This is a genomic window from Alishewanella sp. BS5-314, from assembly GCF_025377695.1.
In the GTDB taxonomy this organism is placed as follows: Bacteria; Pseudomonadota; Gammaproteobacteria; order Enterobacterales; family Alteromonadaceae; genus Alishewanella; species Alishewanella aestuarii.
Genome location: NZ_JACEHJ010000002.1, coordinates 135,001 through 150,382 on the forward strand (window position 1 = coordinate 135,001; position 15,382 = coordinate 150,382).

Annotated in this window: 10 protein-coding genes, 1 tRNA gene and 2 rRNA genes; 11 read left to right on the plus strand and 2 right to left on the minus strand. The window is 51.3% G+C overall.

What is annotated here, in order from left to right:
* The first annotated feature begins 135 nt into the window (after positions 1-135).
* The 9 genes from H1D31_RS05115 to H1D31_RS05155 all read left to right on the plus strand — a co-directional run bounded on the left by H1D31_RS05115 (position 136) and on the right by H1D31_RS05155 (position 10,065).
* Positions 136-3,021 (plus strand): 23S ribosomal RNA (locus H1D31_RS05115).
* A gap of 99 nt (positions 3,022-3,120) precedes the next feature.
* A 5S ribosomal RNA gene (rrf, locus tag H1D31_RS05120) occupies positions 3,121-3,235 on the plus strand.
* Between the two features lie 1,072 nt (positions 3,236-4,307).
* Positions 4,308-4,384: transfer RNA gene (locus tag H1D31_RS05125), tRNA-Trp, on the plus strand.
* A gap of 9 nt (positions 4,385-4,393) precedes the next feature.
* The gene (locus tag H1D31_RS05130; RefSeq protein WP_008949817.1) at positions 4,394-4,705 is read left to right on the plus strand and encodes a hypothetical protein; all 312 of its coding nucleotides are present in this window, start codon (positions 4,394-4,396) and stop codon (positions 4,703-4,705) included.
* A complete protein-coding gene (gene rimI / locus H1D31_RS05135; RefSeq protein WP_008949816.1) occupies positions 4,698-5,138 on the plus strand; it encodes a ribosomal protein S18-alanine N-acetyltransferase in 441 nt (146 codons plus the stop codon). Before H1D31_RS05130 ends, rimI begins: the two co-directional genes overlap by 8 nt.
* Positions 5,139-5,250: 112 nt before the next feature.
* Positions 5,251-6,837: a peptide chain release factor 3 gene (prfC, locus tag H1D31_RS05140; RefSeq protein WP_008949815.1), complete on the plus strand. Its 1,587-nt coding sequence runs from the start codon at positions 5,251-5,253 to the stop codon at positions 6,835-6,837.
* An 11-nt stretch (positions 6,838-6,848) separates the two neighbouring features.
* A complete protein-coding gene (gene argS / locus H1D31_RS05145; protein ID WP_261256661.1) occupies positions 6,849-8,588 on the plus strand; it encodes an arginine--tRNA ligase in 1,740 nt (579 codons plus the stop codon).
* A gap of 1 nt (position 8,589) precedes the next feature.
* The gene (gene pdxH / locus H1D31_RS05150; RefSeq protein WP_065955833.1) at positions 8,590-9,228 is read left to right on the plus strand and encodes a pyridoxamine 5'-phosphate oxidase; all 639 of its coding nucleotides are present in this window, start codon (positions 8,590-8,592) and stop codon (positions 9,226-9,228) included.
* Between the two features lie 63 nt (positions 9,229-9,291).
* The gene (locus tag H1D31_RS05155) at positions 9,292-10,065 is read left to right on the plus strand and encodes a TatD family hydrolase (protein WP_261256664.1); all 774 of its coding nucleotides are present in this window, start codon (positions 9,292-9,294) and stop codon (positions 10,063-10,065) included.
* A 9-nt stretch (positions 10,066-10,074) separates the two neighbouring features.
* On the opposite strand, the gene H1D31_RS05160 is transcribed toward H1D31_RS05155, so the two are convergent.
* Positions 10,075-10,671, minus strand: coding sequence for an AhpA/YtjB family protein (locus tag H1D31_RS05160; protein WP_008609811.1), 597 nt, complete (start codon positions 10,669-10,671; stop codon positions 10,075-10,077).
* Between the two features lie 218 nt (positions 10,672-10,889).
* Between H1D31_RS05160 and serB the strand changes: the two genes are divergently transcribed.
* Together serB and H1D31_RS05170 are read left to right on the plus strand one after the other, a co-directional pair.
* A complete protein-coding gene (gene serB / locus H1D31_RS05165) occupies positions 10,890-11,903 on the plus strand; it encodes a phosphoserine phosphatase SerB (protein ID WP_261256668.1) in 1,014 nt (337 codons plus the stop codon).
* On the plus strand, positions 11,900-12,805 hold the full coding sequence (locus tag H1D31_RS05170) for an alpha/beta hydrolase (protein WP_261256669.1): 906 nt from the start codon (positions 11,900-11,902) through the stop codon (positions 12,803-12,805). The genes serB and H1D31_RS05170 overlap by 4 nt, the downstream gene beginning before the upstream one ends.
* On the opposite strand, the gene H1D31_RS05175 is transcribed toward H1D31_RS05170, so the two are convergent.
* Complete coding sequence (locus tag H1D31_RS05175) at positions 12,759-15,296, minus strand: PilZ domain-containing protein (RefSeq protein ID WP_261256671.1); 2,538 nt, start codon at positions 15,294-15,296, stop codon at positions 12,759-12,761. The two genes, H1D31_RS05170 and H1D31_RS05175, sit on opposite strands and share 47 nt — an antisense overlap.
* Positions 15,297-15,382: the final 86 nt, after the last annotated feature.

Genomic DNA, 15,382 nt, shown 5'->3' on the forward strand with positions numbered 1-15,382 from the left:
AGTTTATCTCAAACTGCTCTTTAACAATTTGGCAAGCTGATAGTAATAAAACAAGCTAAGCATACTTCCGAACTCAAGCGGAAGGATTGTGACGCAAGCACACTGTACGACTTTGAAGACATTTTGGGGTTGTATGGTTAAGTGACTAAGCGTACACGGTGGATGCCTTGGCAGTCAGAGGCGATGAAGGACGTACTAACCTGCGAAAAGCTATGGGGAGCCGGTAAGAGGCGCTGAACCGTAGATATCCGAATGGGGAAACCCAGTGAGTTTACTCACTATCCTTAACTGAATACATAGGTTAAGGAGGCAAACCGGGAGAACTGAAACATCTAAGTACCCCGAGGAAAAGAAATCAACCGAGATTCCGTCAGTAGCGGCGAGCGAACGCGGACTAGCCCTTAAGCTAGATTGGTGTTAGTGGAATCATCTGGAAAGCTGAGCGATACAGGGTGATAGCCCCGTACACGACAACACCTTTATAGTGAAAACGAGTAGGACGGGACACGTGGTATCCTGTTTGAAGATGGGGGGACCATCCTCCAAGGCTAAATACTCCTGACTGACCGATAGTGAACCAGTACCGTGAGGGAAAGGCGAAAAGAACCTCTGTAAGAGGAGTGAAATAGAACCTGAAACCGTGTACGTACAAGCAGTGGGAGCCCACTTTGTTGGGTGACTGCGTACCTTTTGTATAATGGGTCAGCGACTTACATTCTGTAGCGAGGTTAACCGAATAGGGGAGCCGTAGGGAAACCGAGTCTTAACTGGGCGAAATAGTTGCAGGGTGTAGACCCGAAACCGGGCGATCTAGCCATGAGCAGGTTGAAGATTGGGTAACACTAATTGGAGGACCGAACCCACTACTGTTGAAAAAGTAGGGGATGACTTGTGGCTTGGAGTGAAAGGCTAATCAAGCTCGGAGATATCTGGTTCTCCTCGAAAGCTATTTAGGTAGCGCCTCGAGCGAATACCACCGGGGGTAGAGCACTGTTTGGGCTAGGGGGTCATCCCGACTTACCAACCCCATGCAAACTCCGAATACCGGTGAGTACTACTCGGGAGACACACGGCGGGTGCTAACGTCCGTCGTGAAAAGGGAAACAACCCAGACCGCCAGCTAAGGTCCCAAAGTGATGATTAAGTGGAAAACGATGTGGGAAGGCATAGACAGCTAGGAGGTTGGCTTAGAAGCAGCCACCCTTTAAAGAAAGCGTAATAGCTCACTAGTCGAGTCGGCCTGCGCGGAAGATGTAACGGGGCTAAAATCATCCACCGAAGCTGCGGATTCATCCTATGGATGAGTGGTAGAGGAGCGTTCTGTAAGCCTGCGAAGGTTGTCCGGGAGGATAGCTGGAGGTATCAGAAGTGCGAATGCTGACATGAGTAACGATAAGGGGAGTGAAAAACTTCCCCGCCGAAAGACCAAGGGTTCCTATCCCATGCTAATCAGGGTAGGGTGAGTCGGCCCCTAAGGCGAGGCTGAAAGGCGTAGTCGATGGGAAACGGGTTAATATTCCCGTACCGGCCAATACTGCGATGGGGGGACGGAGAAAGCTAGGCAAGCGCGGCGTTGGTAGTCCGCGTGAAAGTGCGTAGGTTGGAGAGGTAGGTAAATCCGCTTCTCTAAGACTGAGACACGAGACGAGTCACTACGGTGACGAAGTTGCTGACGCTCTGCTTCCAGGAAAAGCCTCTAAGCTTCAGGTATTGGTGACCGTACCCTAAACCGACACAGGTGGTCAGGTAGAGCATACCAAGGCGCTTGAGAGAACTCGGCTGAAGGAACTAGGCAAAATAGTACCGTAACTTCGGGAGAAGGTACGCTCTTGTGTGTGAAGGCCTTGCGCTGTAAGCATATGAGAGTCGCAGTGACCAGCTGGCTGCAACTGTTTATTAAAAACACAGCACTCTGCAAACACGTAAGTGGACGTATAGGGTGTGACACCTGCCCGGTGCCGGAAGGTTAATTGATGGGGTTAGCGCAAGCGAAGCTCTTGATCGAAGCCCCGGTAAACGGCGGCCGTAACTATAACGGTCCTAAGGTAGCGAAATTCCTTGTCGGGTAAGTTCCGACCTGCACGAATGGTGTAATGATGGCCAGGCTGTCTCCAGCCGAGACTCAGTGAAATTGAAATTGCGGTGAAGATGCCGTATACCCGCGGCTAGACGGAAAGACCCCGTGAACCTTTACTATAGCTTGGCACTGAACATTGACCCTACATGTGTAGGATAGGTGGGAGGCTTTGAAGCTGGGACGCTAGTCCTGGTGGAGCCGTCCTTGAAATACCACCCTTGTATGTTTGATGTTCTAACGTAGGTCCCTGAATCGGGATTGCGGACAGTGTCTGGTGGGTAGTTTGACTGGGGCGGTCTCCTCCTAAAGCGTAACGGAGGAGCACGAAGGTTGGCTAAGTACGGTCGGACATCGTACGGTTAGTGTAATGGTAGAAGCCAGCTTAACTGCGAGACAGACACGTCGAGCAGGTACGAAAGTAGGTCATAGTGATCCGGTGGTTCTGTATGGAAGGGCCATCGCTCAACGGATAAAAGGTACTCCGGGGATAACAGGCTGATACCGCCCAAGAGTTCATATCGACGGCGGTGTTTGGCACCTCGATGTCGGCTCATCACATCCTGGGGCTGAAGTCGGTCCCAAGGGTATGGCTGTTCGCCATTTAAAGTGGTACGCGAGCTGGGTTTAGAACGTCGTGAGACAGTTCGGTCCCTATCTGCCGTGGGCGTTGGATAATTGAGTGGAGTTGCTCCTAGTACGAGAGGACCGGAGTGAACGAACCGCTGGTGTTCGGGTTGTCATGCCAATGGCACTGCCCGGTAGCTATGTTCGGAACGGATAACCGCTGAAAGCATCTAAGCGGGAAGCCGGCCACAAGATGAGTTATCCCTTACCCCCTGAGGGTACTAAAGGGTCGTTGGAGACCACAACGTTGATAGGTGAGGTGTGGAAGCGCTGCGAGGCGTTGAGCTAACTCATACTAATTGCCCGAGAGGCTTAACCATACAACGCCCAAGATGTTTTACGCGAAAAAGCGTATAAAAGTGAATACAGTGTGCATACAATCAGCTTGCTAAGTTAAAGAACAGACAAACCAGTTATTGCCTGGTGGCAATAGCGCTGTGGAACCACCTGACTCCATTCCGAACTCAGAAGTGAAACGCAGCTGCGACGATGGTAGTGTGGCATTCGCCATGCGAGAGTAGTACACCGCCAGGCACCTCATTCAATAGAAAAGCCCTACTCGCAAGAGTGGGGCTTTTTTATTGGCTGCGATTCTGACGCGGTGTACTGCTCGAGCAGGGCGATACCATGCGAAGTAGTACAGTGAAGCCGGGAGACGCCAAGCCAACAGTTTGGCTTGGCGCCGGCTGAACGCCCCGAGCTCTGCGAGGGGCATGAAGGCACCTCATTCAAGCAAAAGGCCTACCCTAACGGGTGGGCTTTTTTGCATTGAAGCGCCTGCGGGGCTGGCCTACCAGCGGCGCACTGCTCTCGCATGCCGCGCACCTTCCATGGCGCGCTCTTCCGGCTCGGCCATCCCAGGGCCTCGCTTTCGACGCTGAAATAGCTCCATGTCTTCGCTATTTCCGGGCGCGTCTCAACCACAGCGCTGCGCTGGTGGCATTGTGCAGGCCTTCCTGGCCTGCATCGCTTCGCGACCTGCCTTCGGCAGTCCAAAACTGCTCCCGGCAGTTTTGTCGCCATGGGAGACGGTACTTCGACTATACGGCCTCTGTACGAAGAGCCAAACTAAACACTTACACCACACTCAGACTCCGGTACGCCCGCCGTACCGGAGTCATCCTGCGATGGTAATAGAAGAGATAAAGCGAGAAGACAAAACAGACCAATAACAGCGAGCTATATCCGTGCCATCAATGACATACCGCACTGTGACCAAGCGGCTTCTGAACAAAGCGCCAAACTAAACGCATACACCACACTCAGACTCCGGTACGCCCGCCGTACCGGAGCCATCCTGCGATAGTGATAAAGACACGCAAGCGAGACAGCAAAGCAGACCAATAACAACGAGCCATATCCGCGCCATCAATGACACATCGAACTAAGACCAAGCTGCCTCTATCTGCAAAGCCATACGAATTAATGCCAATACCTAACTACACCGCTCTCGCAATCCGGTTAACCAGCATTGCAGCGCTCAGAGCAGCATGCTAAGGTGCAGTTTAATCGCACATAATGTATGTTTTGTATGCACTTGAATAATGCTTTGCAGTTTTCTGCTTTACCTTTGTTGGCTTCTTTGTATAATGGCGACTCCAACGCTAGGGGCATAGTTCCAATTGGTAGAACAGCGGTCTCCAAAACCGATGGTTGGGGGTTCGAATCCCTCTGCCCCTGCCACTTCCTGATATGACAAATCTTAATTCAACTCAATTATTACTGTTACAGCAACTTGGTATTAAGCCATTGCAGCCGAAGCAAGGTTTTTTCGCTATGCCGGAAAAGGCTCTGCCATCAGCTGGTGAAAGCTTGAGTGGCCAGCTAGTTGCTGATCTGGAAACCTGTCTGACGCTGACCTCTTTGCAAGGTTACCGCATAGCGGCGCAACAGAATGCGTTTAGCGTGCAGCAGCAACAATTACTGCTCGATCCCCAGTTCCAATTTACTCCTCAACAAAAACGTGCACTCTGGGCACTGCTGGGTGATTATATCAATGACTGAGATCCGCCCGTTAGAGCCTAAACAGATAGCCGAACTTTATCTGATTGAACAGGCTGCCAATCCGTATCCATGGTCAGAGAAGGTATTCGCCTCTTGCTTTAGCGAGCGTTACTTTAGTTTTGGTATCTATCTGCAGGGACAATTACAGGGTTTCTATTTTGGCCAGCATATCGCAGTCGAAGCGCAACTGTTTAATATCTGTGTGCGGGTAGATGCGCAAGGGCAGGGGCTGGGGGCTCAGCTGCTGCAGCATTTTATCGCCCAGTGCCAGCAACGTCAGGTGCTGGACGCCTGGCTGGAAGTGAGAGAATCAGCAAAGCATGCTATTCAGTTGTATCAAAAGTATGGTTTCATTGAAACCGGCCGCCGCGCCAATTATTACGTTAATGCCGCGGGTCGTGAAGCCGCCGTTTTAATGGCATTACCGCTGTAACAGCTGCTTGCTGTTCAAGATGCTGTGAGTGAGCCGTTACGGCTGCTATAATAGCCGGCATTTACCAATACAGCTGCGACAAAAGTTTTCAGCGCTATTAGTTACGGAAATTATGACCAATCAAGCCTTTATTGCGGAAGTTGACAGCCGCAGAACCTTCGCTATTATCTCGCACCCGGATGCCGGTAAGACTACTATCACCGAAAAGGTGTTGTTATTCGGGCAACTTATTCAAAAAGCCGGTACCGTTAAAGGCAAAAAATCCGGCCAGTATGCCACCTCAGACTGGATGGAGATGGAAAAAGAGCGGGGCATCTCGGTTACTACCTCAGTGATGCAGTTTCCTTATAAAGACTGCCTGGTAAACCTGCTGGATACCCCTGGTCACGAAGATTTCTCGGAAGATACCTACCGCACCCTGACTGCAGTAGACTCTTGCCTGATGGTGATCGACGGCGCCAAAGGTGTTGAAGATCGCACCATCAAGTTGATGGAAGTTACCCGGCTACGCGATACACCTATTCTGACCTTTATGAATAAAATGGACCGGGATATCCGCGATCCGGTTGATTTGCTGGATGAAGTGGAAAGTGTGTTGAAAATCGCCTGCGCCCCTATTACCTGGCCTATTGGTTCGGGTAAGGAATTTAAGGGCGTTTACCATATCCTACGCGATGAGGTCATTTTTTATAAATCGGGTTTTGGCCATACCATTCAGGATGTCGATATCATTAAAGGTATTGATAACCCTGAATTGGATCAACGTCTTGGCTATTTCGCGCAACAATTGCGGGACGAAATGGAACTGGTGCAGGGCGCCAGTCATGAATTTGACCGCGAGTTATTTTTAAAAGGTGAATTAACACCGGTATTCTTTGGTACAGCCTTGGGTAACTTCGGCGTTGACCATATGCTGGATGGCCTGACGGCTTGGGCGCCGGCACCCCAGGCGCGTGAAACCACCAGTCGTAAGGTTGAGCCAACAGAGAGCGGCTTTAGCGGTTTTGTATTTAAGATCCAGGCGAATATGGATCCGAAGCACCGCGACCGCGTCGCCTTCCTGCGTATCGTGTCGGGCAAGTATGAAAAAGGTATGAAAGTACGGCATGTCCGGATTGGTAAAGATATTTTGATCCCGCAGGCCTTAACCTTCCTTGCTGGCGACCGCGAGCATCTGGAAGAAGCCTATCCGGGTGATATTATCGGTTTGCATAACCATGGTACGATCAAAATTGGTGATACCTTTACCACTGGCGAAGATATGCAGTTTACCGGTATCCCGAACTTTGCCCCGGAATTGTTCCGCCGCATCCGGCTGCGTGATCCGCTGAAACAAAAGCAATTATTAAAAGGCCTGGTTCAGCTGTCAGAAGAAGGCGCAGTACAGGTGTTCCGGCCGCTGGATAATAACGATCTGATAGTCGGTGCCGTTGGCGTACTGCAGTTTGACGTGGTGGTGCATCGCTTAAAATCAGAATATAACGTTGATGCCTTGTATGAGAGCGTCAACGTCAGCACGGCGCGCTGGGTTTATTGCGATGATGCTAAAGCGCTGCAGGAATTCCAGAACAAAGCCAGCAGTAACCTGGCATTGGATGGTGGCGATAACCTGACCTATATTGCACCGACCATGGTTAACCTTAACCTGGCGATGGAGCGTTATCCGAAGATCAAATTCTTCAAAACCCGTGAACACTAACAGGTTAAGTAATGAATATTAAACAGCTTTTAGCCAATAAAACTCAGGACGCCTTTATTAAGTTAGGCTTGCCGGCTGAGACCAATCCGGCGGTGACACAAAGCACTAGGCCGGAATTTGGTGACTACCAGATCAATGGCGCGATGAGCGCCGCTAAACAGTTAAAAACCAACCCACGCCAGTTGGCTGAGCAACTGGTTGCCTTGTTAGCCCTGGATGACCTGGCCAGCAAGGTTGAGATCGCGGGGCCTGGCTTTATTAATGTGACCTTAAAGCCCGAGTGGCTGGCCGGCGAATTAGCCAAAGCCGCCAGTGATGCCCGCCTGGGCGTCAGCGCGAATCCGCAACCACAAACCGTAGTGGTGGATTACTCGGCACCAAACCTGGCGAAGGAAATGCACGTCGGTCATTTGCGTTCGACCATTATCGGCGATGCCGTGGTTCGTACCCTGGAGTTCTGGGGTGATAAAGTGATCCGGCAAAACCATATGGGGGATTGGGGCACCCAGTTCGGGATGCTGATTGCGCATCTGGAAGATAAACTGGCCGAGGGCGTGGATCTGGAAAGCGTCGCGCTGGCCGACCTGGAGGACTTCTACCGTCAGGCGAAAAAGCGTTTTGATGATGAAGCCGGCTTTGCGGATAAATCCCGAGACTACGTGGTGAAACTGCAAAGCGGTGATGCACATTGTCAAAAACTGTGGCAACTCTTTATCGATACCTCGGTTAAGCACAGTAATGAAGTCTATCAGAAGCTGAATGTGACGCTGACCGATGCCGATATCAAACCGGAAAGCGCCTACAACCCGATGCTACAGCCTATTGTTGACCAACTGGTTGCAGCTGGCATTGCGGTTGAAGATCAGGGCGCGCTGGTGGTGTTTTTAAGCGAGTTGGCCGATAAAGAAGGCAAGCCATCGCCCTTTATTATTCAGAAAACCGGCGGTGGTTTCCTGTATGCCACCACTGATTTAGCTGCGTGTCAGTATCGCAGCCAACAGCTGGCGGCGGACCGGATTATTATCTTTACCGATGCCCGCCAGGCGCTGCATTTTAAGCAAGTTGAACTAACGGCCCGTAAAGCTGGTTTATTGCGTGCCGACACCGCTTATGATCATTGCCCGTTTGGGACCATGATGGGCGAAGATGGTAAGCCATTTAAAACCCGTACCGGCGGCACTGTCAAGCTGGCTGAACTACTGGAAGAGGCCGTGGTGCGGGCGGATGCGGTGGTGCGGGAAAAATCCAGCGAGCTGTCGGAGCAGGAGATCACCGAAATCGCCCGTAAAGTGGGGATTGGCGCGGTGAAATTTGCTGATCTGTCGAAGAACCGCACCAGTGACTATATCTTTAGCTGGGATGCGATGCTGGCTTTTGAAGGCGCCACGGCTCCTTATCTGCAATACGCTTACACCCGGGTGCGCAGCATTTTGCGTAAAGCTGAGGTTGCAGACAGCTTCCAAGCGCCTATCGTACTGACTGCAGAGCAGGAAAGGCTGCTGGCGGTGAAAATCCTGCGCTTTGAAGAAACGCTGCAGCAGGTGATGAAGGATGCTCAACCGAATTTGCTCTGTAGCTACCTGTACGAACTGGCCAGTTTATTTATGACCTTCTATGAAGCCTGCCCAATCCTGAAAGATGGCGTTGATCCTGCTGAGCGGGATAGCCGTTTAATGCTCAGTATTATCAGTGCCCGCCTGCTGGCCAAAGGTTTGGACCTGCTGGGTATTGAGGTGATGGAGCGTATGTAAGATGAAAATTGATGATATCCGCCGTAGTTACACCAAAGATAAGCTGGATGCGGATAATCTGGCTGCTGATCCGATAGTGCAATTTGAGCAATGGCTAAAAGATGCGATTGCTGCTGAATTGCCGGATCCGACGGCAATGTGTGTAGCGACGGTGGATGCATCAGGCCAGCCGTCGCAACGGCTGGTGCTGTTAAAAGACGTCAACAGCAGCGGTTTTACTTTTTATACTAACCTTGGCAGCCGTAAAGCCTCTGAGCTGGCGGTTAATCCGAAGGTCAGTCTGCACTTTCCCTGGCATCCACTGGAGCGCCAGGTGATTGTTTACGGCACCGCCGAGCGCGTACCCAGCAGTCAGGTAGTAAAATACTTTCTGTCACGACCCAAAGAAAGTCAGCTGGCGGCCTGGGCCTCAGAGCAAAGTCGGCCGATTTCGACCCGGCACGCCCTGATGCAAAAGTTTGCCGAGATAAAACATAAGTTTGAGCATGGCGAAGTGCCGTTACCCTCGTTTTGGGGCGGTTTTTTGGTGAAGCCGTCGAAAATAGAATTCTGGCAGGGCGGCGAACACCGCTTACACGATCGCTTTATGTATCAGCGTCAGGCAGATGGCAGTTGGCAAATTGAGCGGCTCTGTCCGTAACTTGCCATGATCTTGCCAGACTCTGCGACATACAACCCAAGCCAGCCGGAGTCAGGCGGCTTGGTGCTTTTTGATACCCACTGCCATTTTGATTTACCACAGCTTGCACCGCAGCAGCAACAACACTGGCAGGAGGCACAACAGGCCGGCGTGCAAGCGTTATTGATCCCGGCGGTCTCGGCGACTGCCTGGTCTGGCTTGCTACAATTACGCGCCACAGAACCCGCCTGGCAGATTGCGCTGGGCATTCATCCCTGGTGGGCGGCGCAGCATAACTTGCAGCAGGTGACACAGCTGGCTGACTTACTGGAACAACACCGCGGGCAGGTAGCTGCGATAGGTGAAATTGGCCTTGATTTTGCGCTGGATAGCGACACCTTCGAGCTGCAGCAGCAGCTATTTAGTGCCCAACTGACGTTGGCTAACCGCCTGGATCTGCCGGTGATCCTGCATCATCGCAAAAGTCAGGTGCAACTGCTGGCGGAGTTAAAACGGCAACGTTTTGCCGCTGGCGGCATCCTGCATGCATTTTCAGGCAGTTATGCGCAGGGGATGGCCTTTATCGAGCAGGGTTTTAAACTGGGTATCGGTGGCACTATCACTTACGAGCGTGCGGAGAAAACCCGTAAAGCGGTATCAAAGCTGCCGCTTGCGGCCTTAGTGCTAGAGACGGATGCACCGGCAATGCCGCTTTCTGGCTTTCAGGGGCAAACCAATACGCCGGCACAATTACGACGGGTGTTTGAAAGCTTATGTAATTTGCGGCCAGAGCCACCAGAGCATCTTGCTACGGCGCTATGGCAGAATAGCCTGACAGTGCTGAGATTAAGCCGCTGAGACGGTAACTCAGGTTTGCTGCTTGACCGGCAGCTGACGATAGCGGCTGGTCAGACGGTAAAAGCTGCGTTTTAACAACATGCCGATGGCGGCAGTCAACAAAAACAGTCCCAGCATCTGTTGCATCAGTTGTTGCCAGAAATCATAACCCGGGAACAGGTTTTTATCATGTAACAGGCTCACCTTAATGTAGCCGAGCAATTGTTGATTAACCCGGATTTCTTCTACCATTGGGATCAAAGGTAATGCCTGATCCGGGCTATACAGTAAACGCGCCGGCGTATTAGCTTCAGACCAGCTCAGGCGCACACCGTTGGCATCGTAAACCACCACATCATGCAGAAACGGATTTTCTGCAATATGTTGTGTCAGTTGCTGCAAGCCTTCCAGCTGATCATTTTCCAGTAAGTAGCCGGCGGTATGAGACAGCGCACTCAGCGTCTCACGCATCAGCAGCTGGTTTTGCTGTTGTAGTACCTGCTGTCCTTCCGCCCTGGCACTACTCCAGCTGTGCAGAATAAACCAGATCCCAAGTACAGCAAGCGCCAGCTGTAGCAGTGTAATAACACTTGAAGAAGGGTTAGCGGATAAGCTATGGTGCTGCATATTTCTTAACGATAATACCGTTTCGCTTGAATAGGCGCTAGGATGCCATGCCTGCTGCTCCAAGTACAGAAAAGTAAAGTTGTGTACAGATAAGCACAGATACGTACAGATTTAACCGTTTTGTCTGCTAAGGCGAGCGGCTGTCACAGCGCAATAGGTAAAGCTCAGACAATACAGCACAGATAATAAAATACAGACAGTAAAATACAGGATTTAACTTGAACTCATCAGAACAGCCCAATCCGTTCAATGATCTCACGCCACTGCAGTTAGTTACAGCCTATGGTGGGCAGTGTCACCTTAACTGGCATGCCGGTCAGTTTAGCGAGGTGAAAGTCGCTGCGCCTAAACCCGAATTGCCGGTACTGCTTTGTTTTGGCCGTGACTTCAGTTGGGAACTACTTAGCACCCTGGCGCAGGCACTCGCCTTACCATCAGGTATCTTCACGCTTAGCCTGAGTAAACCGCATCCGGCGCTGCCGGCAGCACTGCGGTTACACCTGCCTTTGACTTATCAGCCTACGCCGGCGTTACTCAGTCGTTTAGCCCTTGATCACGACTGTCAGCTGGTTTATCTGGCGCAGCAGCCGACGTTACGCAAACCCGGCTTGCTGGTGATGGACATGGATTCCACGGCGATTGAAATCGAATGTATCGATGAAATTGCCGCTTTGGCGGGTGTCGGCGAGCAAGTGGCTGCGATTACGGCCCGCGCAATGAACGGCGAGCTGGATTTTGCGCAAAGTCTGTTAGCGCGGGTTAAGGCGTTAGCCGGTGCGCCAGAGTCGGTATTAGCCGCTGTATTACAAACACTGCCGTTAATGCCGGGCTTAACGGAGTTGGTGCAGCAACTTAGACAGCATCAGTGGCAGCTTGCCATTGCCTCCGGGGGTTTTACCTATTTTACCGAGGCGCTACAGCAGCGGCTTGGCCTGAGTGCGACCTTTGCTAACCAGCTGGAAATCGTTGACGGTAAATTAACCGGCCGGGTACTTGGCAATATTGTTGATGCGAAACGCAAAGCTGAAGTTGTGACTGAACTGGCGCAGCGTTATCAGATAGCGCCATCGCAGACCGTTGCTATTGGTGATGGCGCCAATGATTTACCGATGTTGGCCGAGGCTGCGCTAGGTGTCGCTTTTCATGCTAAGCCGAAGGTGCAGGCGGCGGCAAACGCGGCGATTACTACAGGCTCCTTATTACAACTGCTGTACCTGTTGGATTGTCCGTGAACCATCAGCAAAGCTCGCTGTTTCTTGAGCTGCCACCTTACCGCTTGCATCTGCGGCAGCTACAGCCGGTAGCGACGCCTCTGGCGCCGGTATTATATCTGCACGGTGCGGTAGAGAATGGCCGGATTTTTTACAGCCAGAACGGTAAAGGCCTGGCTTGCTTTCTAGCGGAGCAGGGGTTTATTGGCTACGCCGCTGACTTTGCTGGTCGGGGCTTATCACAGCCGAGCTTAGTTGAAGGCTTGCAGCAGGATCAACAACAAATGATTTGCCGGGATATACCGGCGCTACTGAATTACGTTTACCAGCAACATCAGCAGAAAGTCATTCTGATTTGCCACTCCTGGGCCGGCGTGCTGGCAGCGGCCAGTCTGGCGCGATTTCCTGAGCTGGCGGACAAAGTGCTGGCTAAGGTCTGTTTTGGTACCAAAAGAGTGATTAGTGTGAACAGCCTGGCGCGAAAATTAAAAATCGACCTTTGCTGGAACACCCTGGCGCCCTGGCTGGGGCAACGCTATGGTTATGTGCCCGCTAAACGCTGGCGTTTTGGTGCTGACGATGAACCCACGCAATTCCTGTGTGATACGGTACGCTGGATCAAGGGCGCTCCCTTTGTTGATTGTAGTGATGGTTTTGACTATCAGGCAGCCTGTCAGCAACTAAACTGGCCGCCGCTGTGGCATTTTGCTGCGGAACATGACCAACTGCTCGGCCATCCGCAGGATGTGCAGGCTTTTATGCACGAAGCTGCTCAGTCAGAGGGGCGCTATACCTTACTAAGCCGCGCGAATGGCTATCAGCACCCTTATGATCATATTTCGATGCTGACTGCCGCGGCTGCTAAAGCAGAACATTTTACAGAGTTGGTAAACTGGCTTGTTCAGTTAGTGACTGCAGAATAAACTGTCGCTGCAGTTCCTGCTGCTGTGCAGCTTCCGGCTGCAAGCGGTTAACCAGTTCAGATGAAATATCAAAACCTTCAATTACGCCCTCGACATGCCAGAGTTCTTCTTCCAGCACCCTGGCTTTATGAATGGCATAAATACTGATGTAATTCAGCTCCCTGGCCAAATACTCCGGATCCATTTTACCTGCACGGATCAGTGAGCAACGGAACCCTAACAACGTATGTGCCGAGAGTGCATCGACAAGGTGCTGCTTCAGCTCCGCCGCCGAATTAAATTCAAAGTCAAAGTCGCTACTTAGTTGCAAGCTACCGTCGTCGTTTTGTTGCACTGTCAGATAGAGTTCGTAATGAAACGGTGGATCCTGTCGTTTCATCTGCTTTAGCTTTTCGGCTAATTTTAGCTCCAGGAGTGGATGTTTCGTCAGGACACTCAGTGGCGCGGATGCGGGCTGTTGCTGTGGCAATTGCAACAAGGCCTGTAATTGATTGCCTTTGTTCCCGCAACCCACAACGGCGATATCGTGCCGCAGCCCATAACGATGGACATAGAGTACCAGCGATTTGCAGCTTTGCAGATACATATTGCGCAAGGCTTCGGATAGACCAGGATATTTTGGGGTTTCCTGCGCTACGGTCAGTTTGCTGCGATTACTTTGGATCAGCTGGCTAAAAAATTGTCGGCCCAGATGTGATTCCGTCTTAGCGGCTTTTAGATTGATAATAGTCCGGTTTTTACTCACCGCTATCACTTCGTAAGGCAGGGCACTGAGCTGATATTTGCTGGTAATTTTTTGCAGATCAGGTAAATCCACCAGTAATACGTCGCCTTTTTTAAAATCGACCGCTATTTCTGTTTCCAGCTGCAAGCCTCCGGCAGAGAAGTCGCGACTGTAAGCGGGTATCGGGGTGTCATCCACTCTGGTGCGCAGTAAAACCTGAGTTTTATACAGGTAACGTGATTCACTGCGTAAATTGACATAGTGAACCGGTATCGCTTCACAGGTGACAACTTTGCCGGCCTTGCTCAGGCCAAATTGATTGAGAGCGGCCAGCTTAGTGCTGTCAAAGCGATACGCGGCGTAATAATGCCGCTGCGAGGCACTACTGATATCCGCCAGCGTAATCATATAACGCACATCTCTTAGCATACTGGCTACTAGTGGGGAGGGTTGGACTAACCCATGCTCTCCCGGCAAAGCAAATTTGCTGGTCGCATCCTCTGCCGCCACAGACATTAAACTTAACTGAAATACCCGCCAGCTCGGTTTACCAGCACCGAAGCCCCAGAACATCTGCCGCAGCTCGCTGGAAGCTGCCAGTTCACTGGCTAATGCCGTATAAAAATACAATTTTCCCTTAGCGGCATGGGTAAAGCAGTATAGGGTTGCGCTGCGCTCACTATTATTCAGCAGCTGTTTGAGTCTGCGGGCATTCAGTACCTGACCCAGTACCGATTGTTGTTGCTCGTCGATAAAATAGTGCCAGATACTTCTGCTATAGTCGCTGGTCAATGCAAAGCGACTGGCCAGGCTACCCTCGGCAACGGTCAGGAAAACCGGCAGGCCTTGTAGCCGGGGCAGGTAGTATTGCTCATAGCCTTTGGTCAGGGCGCCGTCGAGAATATTGTCCAGATTCAGCTTATAACGTCTTTTATTGCCCTGAATAAAGCTATGTAGAAACTGATTGAATGCCGGATTTCTCTCCGGCTCCAGACGTTTCAGGCGCCAATAGGCATGTTTATCCTGCTCTTTGATCTCAAGGATTTGATATTGCAAAGTATCCACCAAATCCAGTGCATATTCGCGCTCTAGCCCGGTCAGTGCCAATCGGACCACATCGCCGGCCATTGCGGTTTTCCCGAAGGGTACTTTCAAGCGGCAACCCGATACTGACAGGTCGGTGGTCATAGCGGTGCTATTACCATCGGGGTGTTTTATCTCCACCTCAATGCTAAAGTTCATCCGCTCCTCTGCCCGGCTAATGTAGTGTCCGAAGCGGATAAACCGATGCGCTGAGGGTGCTGCATTATCCTCTGGCGTGGTAAAGGACTCGGCAGGCGAGGGCTCAGGCAACTGAGGACCTTTGCGCAGGTTCTGTAGTGTATGGCGAATATGCTCGTCAGTTTCTTTCCGATGTCTGACCCGGTAATTATTGTCAGCATTCATTACTTCTTCATAAACGCCGACCGTATATTTACCGTAAGCTTCCAGGCCCTGCTCAAAGATTTGCCGCGCCTGATCATCCAGATAATGGGTTTTGCCCCGATATTCGTAAGGCTTTACATCTCCGTCCACATGACCACGCAAATCGATGTAGTAGTTGCAGGGCTGGGCCAGACGTCTGAGTTCCATTCGCAGCAGAAATTGCTTGGATTTGGGTAAACCATTGGTCACCGAAGCAAAAGTCTGCTCAAACTCGCTCAAGTCCAGCATGCCGCGAAGTCTGGTGATAATACCCTGATATGCCTGAAGGTCTGTTGACGTCATAGTCTGATGATTCAGTTGCCAAAAATATGGCAGCGTCCGGTTATAATAAGGTTAAACTAGCTTAATAAGTTTTAAAAGCAATATCC

Excerpts from the sequence above, each read along its gene's own strand:
- pdxH (WP_065955833.1), top strand. The coding sequence starts at position 8,590 with ATGAAAATTGATGATATCCGCCGTAGTTACACCAAAGATAAGCTGGAT.
- prfC (WP_008949815.1), top strand. The coding sequence starts at position 5,251 with ATGACCAATCAAGCCTTTATTGCGGAAGTTGACAGCCGCAGAACCTTC.
- H1D31_RS05160 (WP_008609811.1), bottom strand. The coding sequence starts at position 10,671 with ATGCAGCACCATAGCTTATCCGCTAACCCTTCTTCAAGTGTTATTACA.
- argS (WP_261256661.1), top strand. The coding sequence starts at position 6,849 with ATGAATATTAAACAGCTTTTAGCCAATAAAACTCAGGACGCCTTTATT.
- H1D31_RS05175 (WP_261256671.1), bottom strand. The coding sequence starts at position 15,296 with ATGACGTCAACAGACCTTCAGGCATATCAGGGTATTATCACCAGACTT.
- H1D31_RS05130 (WP_008949817.1), top strand. The coding sequence starts at position 4,394 with ATGACAAATCTTAATTCAACTCAATTATTACTGTTACAGCAACTTGGT.
- rimI (WP_008949816.1), top strand. The coding sequence starts at position 4,698 with ATGACTGAGATCCGCCCGTTAGAGCCTAAACAGATAGCCGAACTTTAT.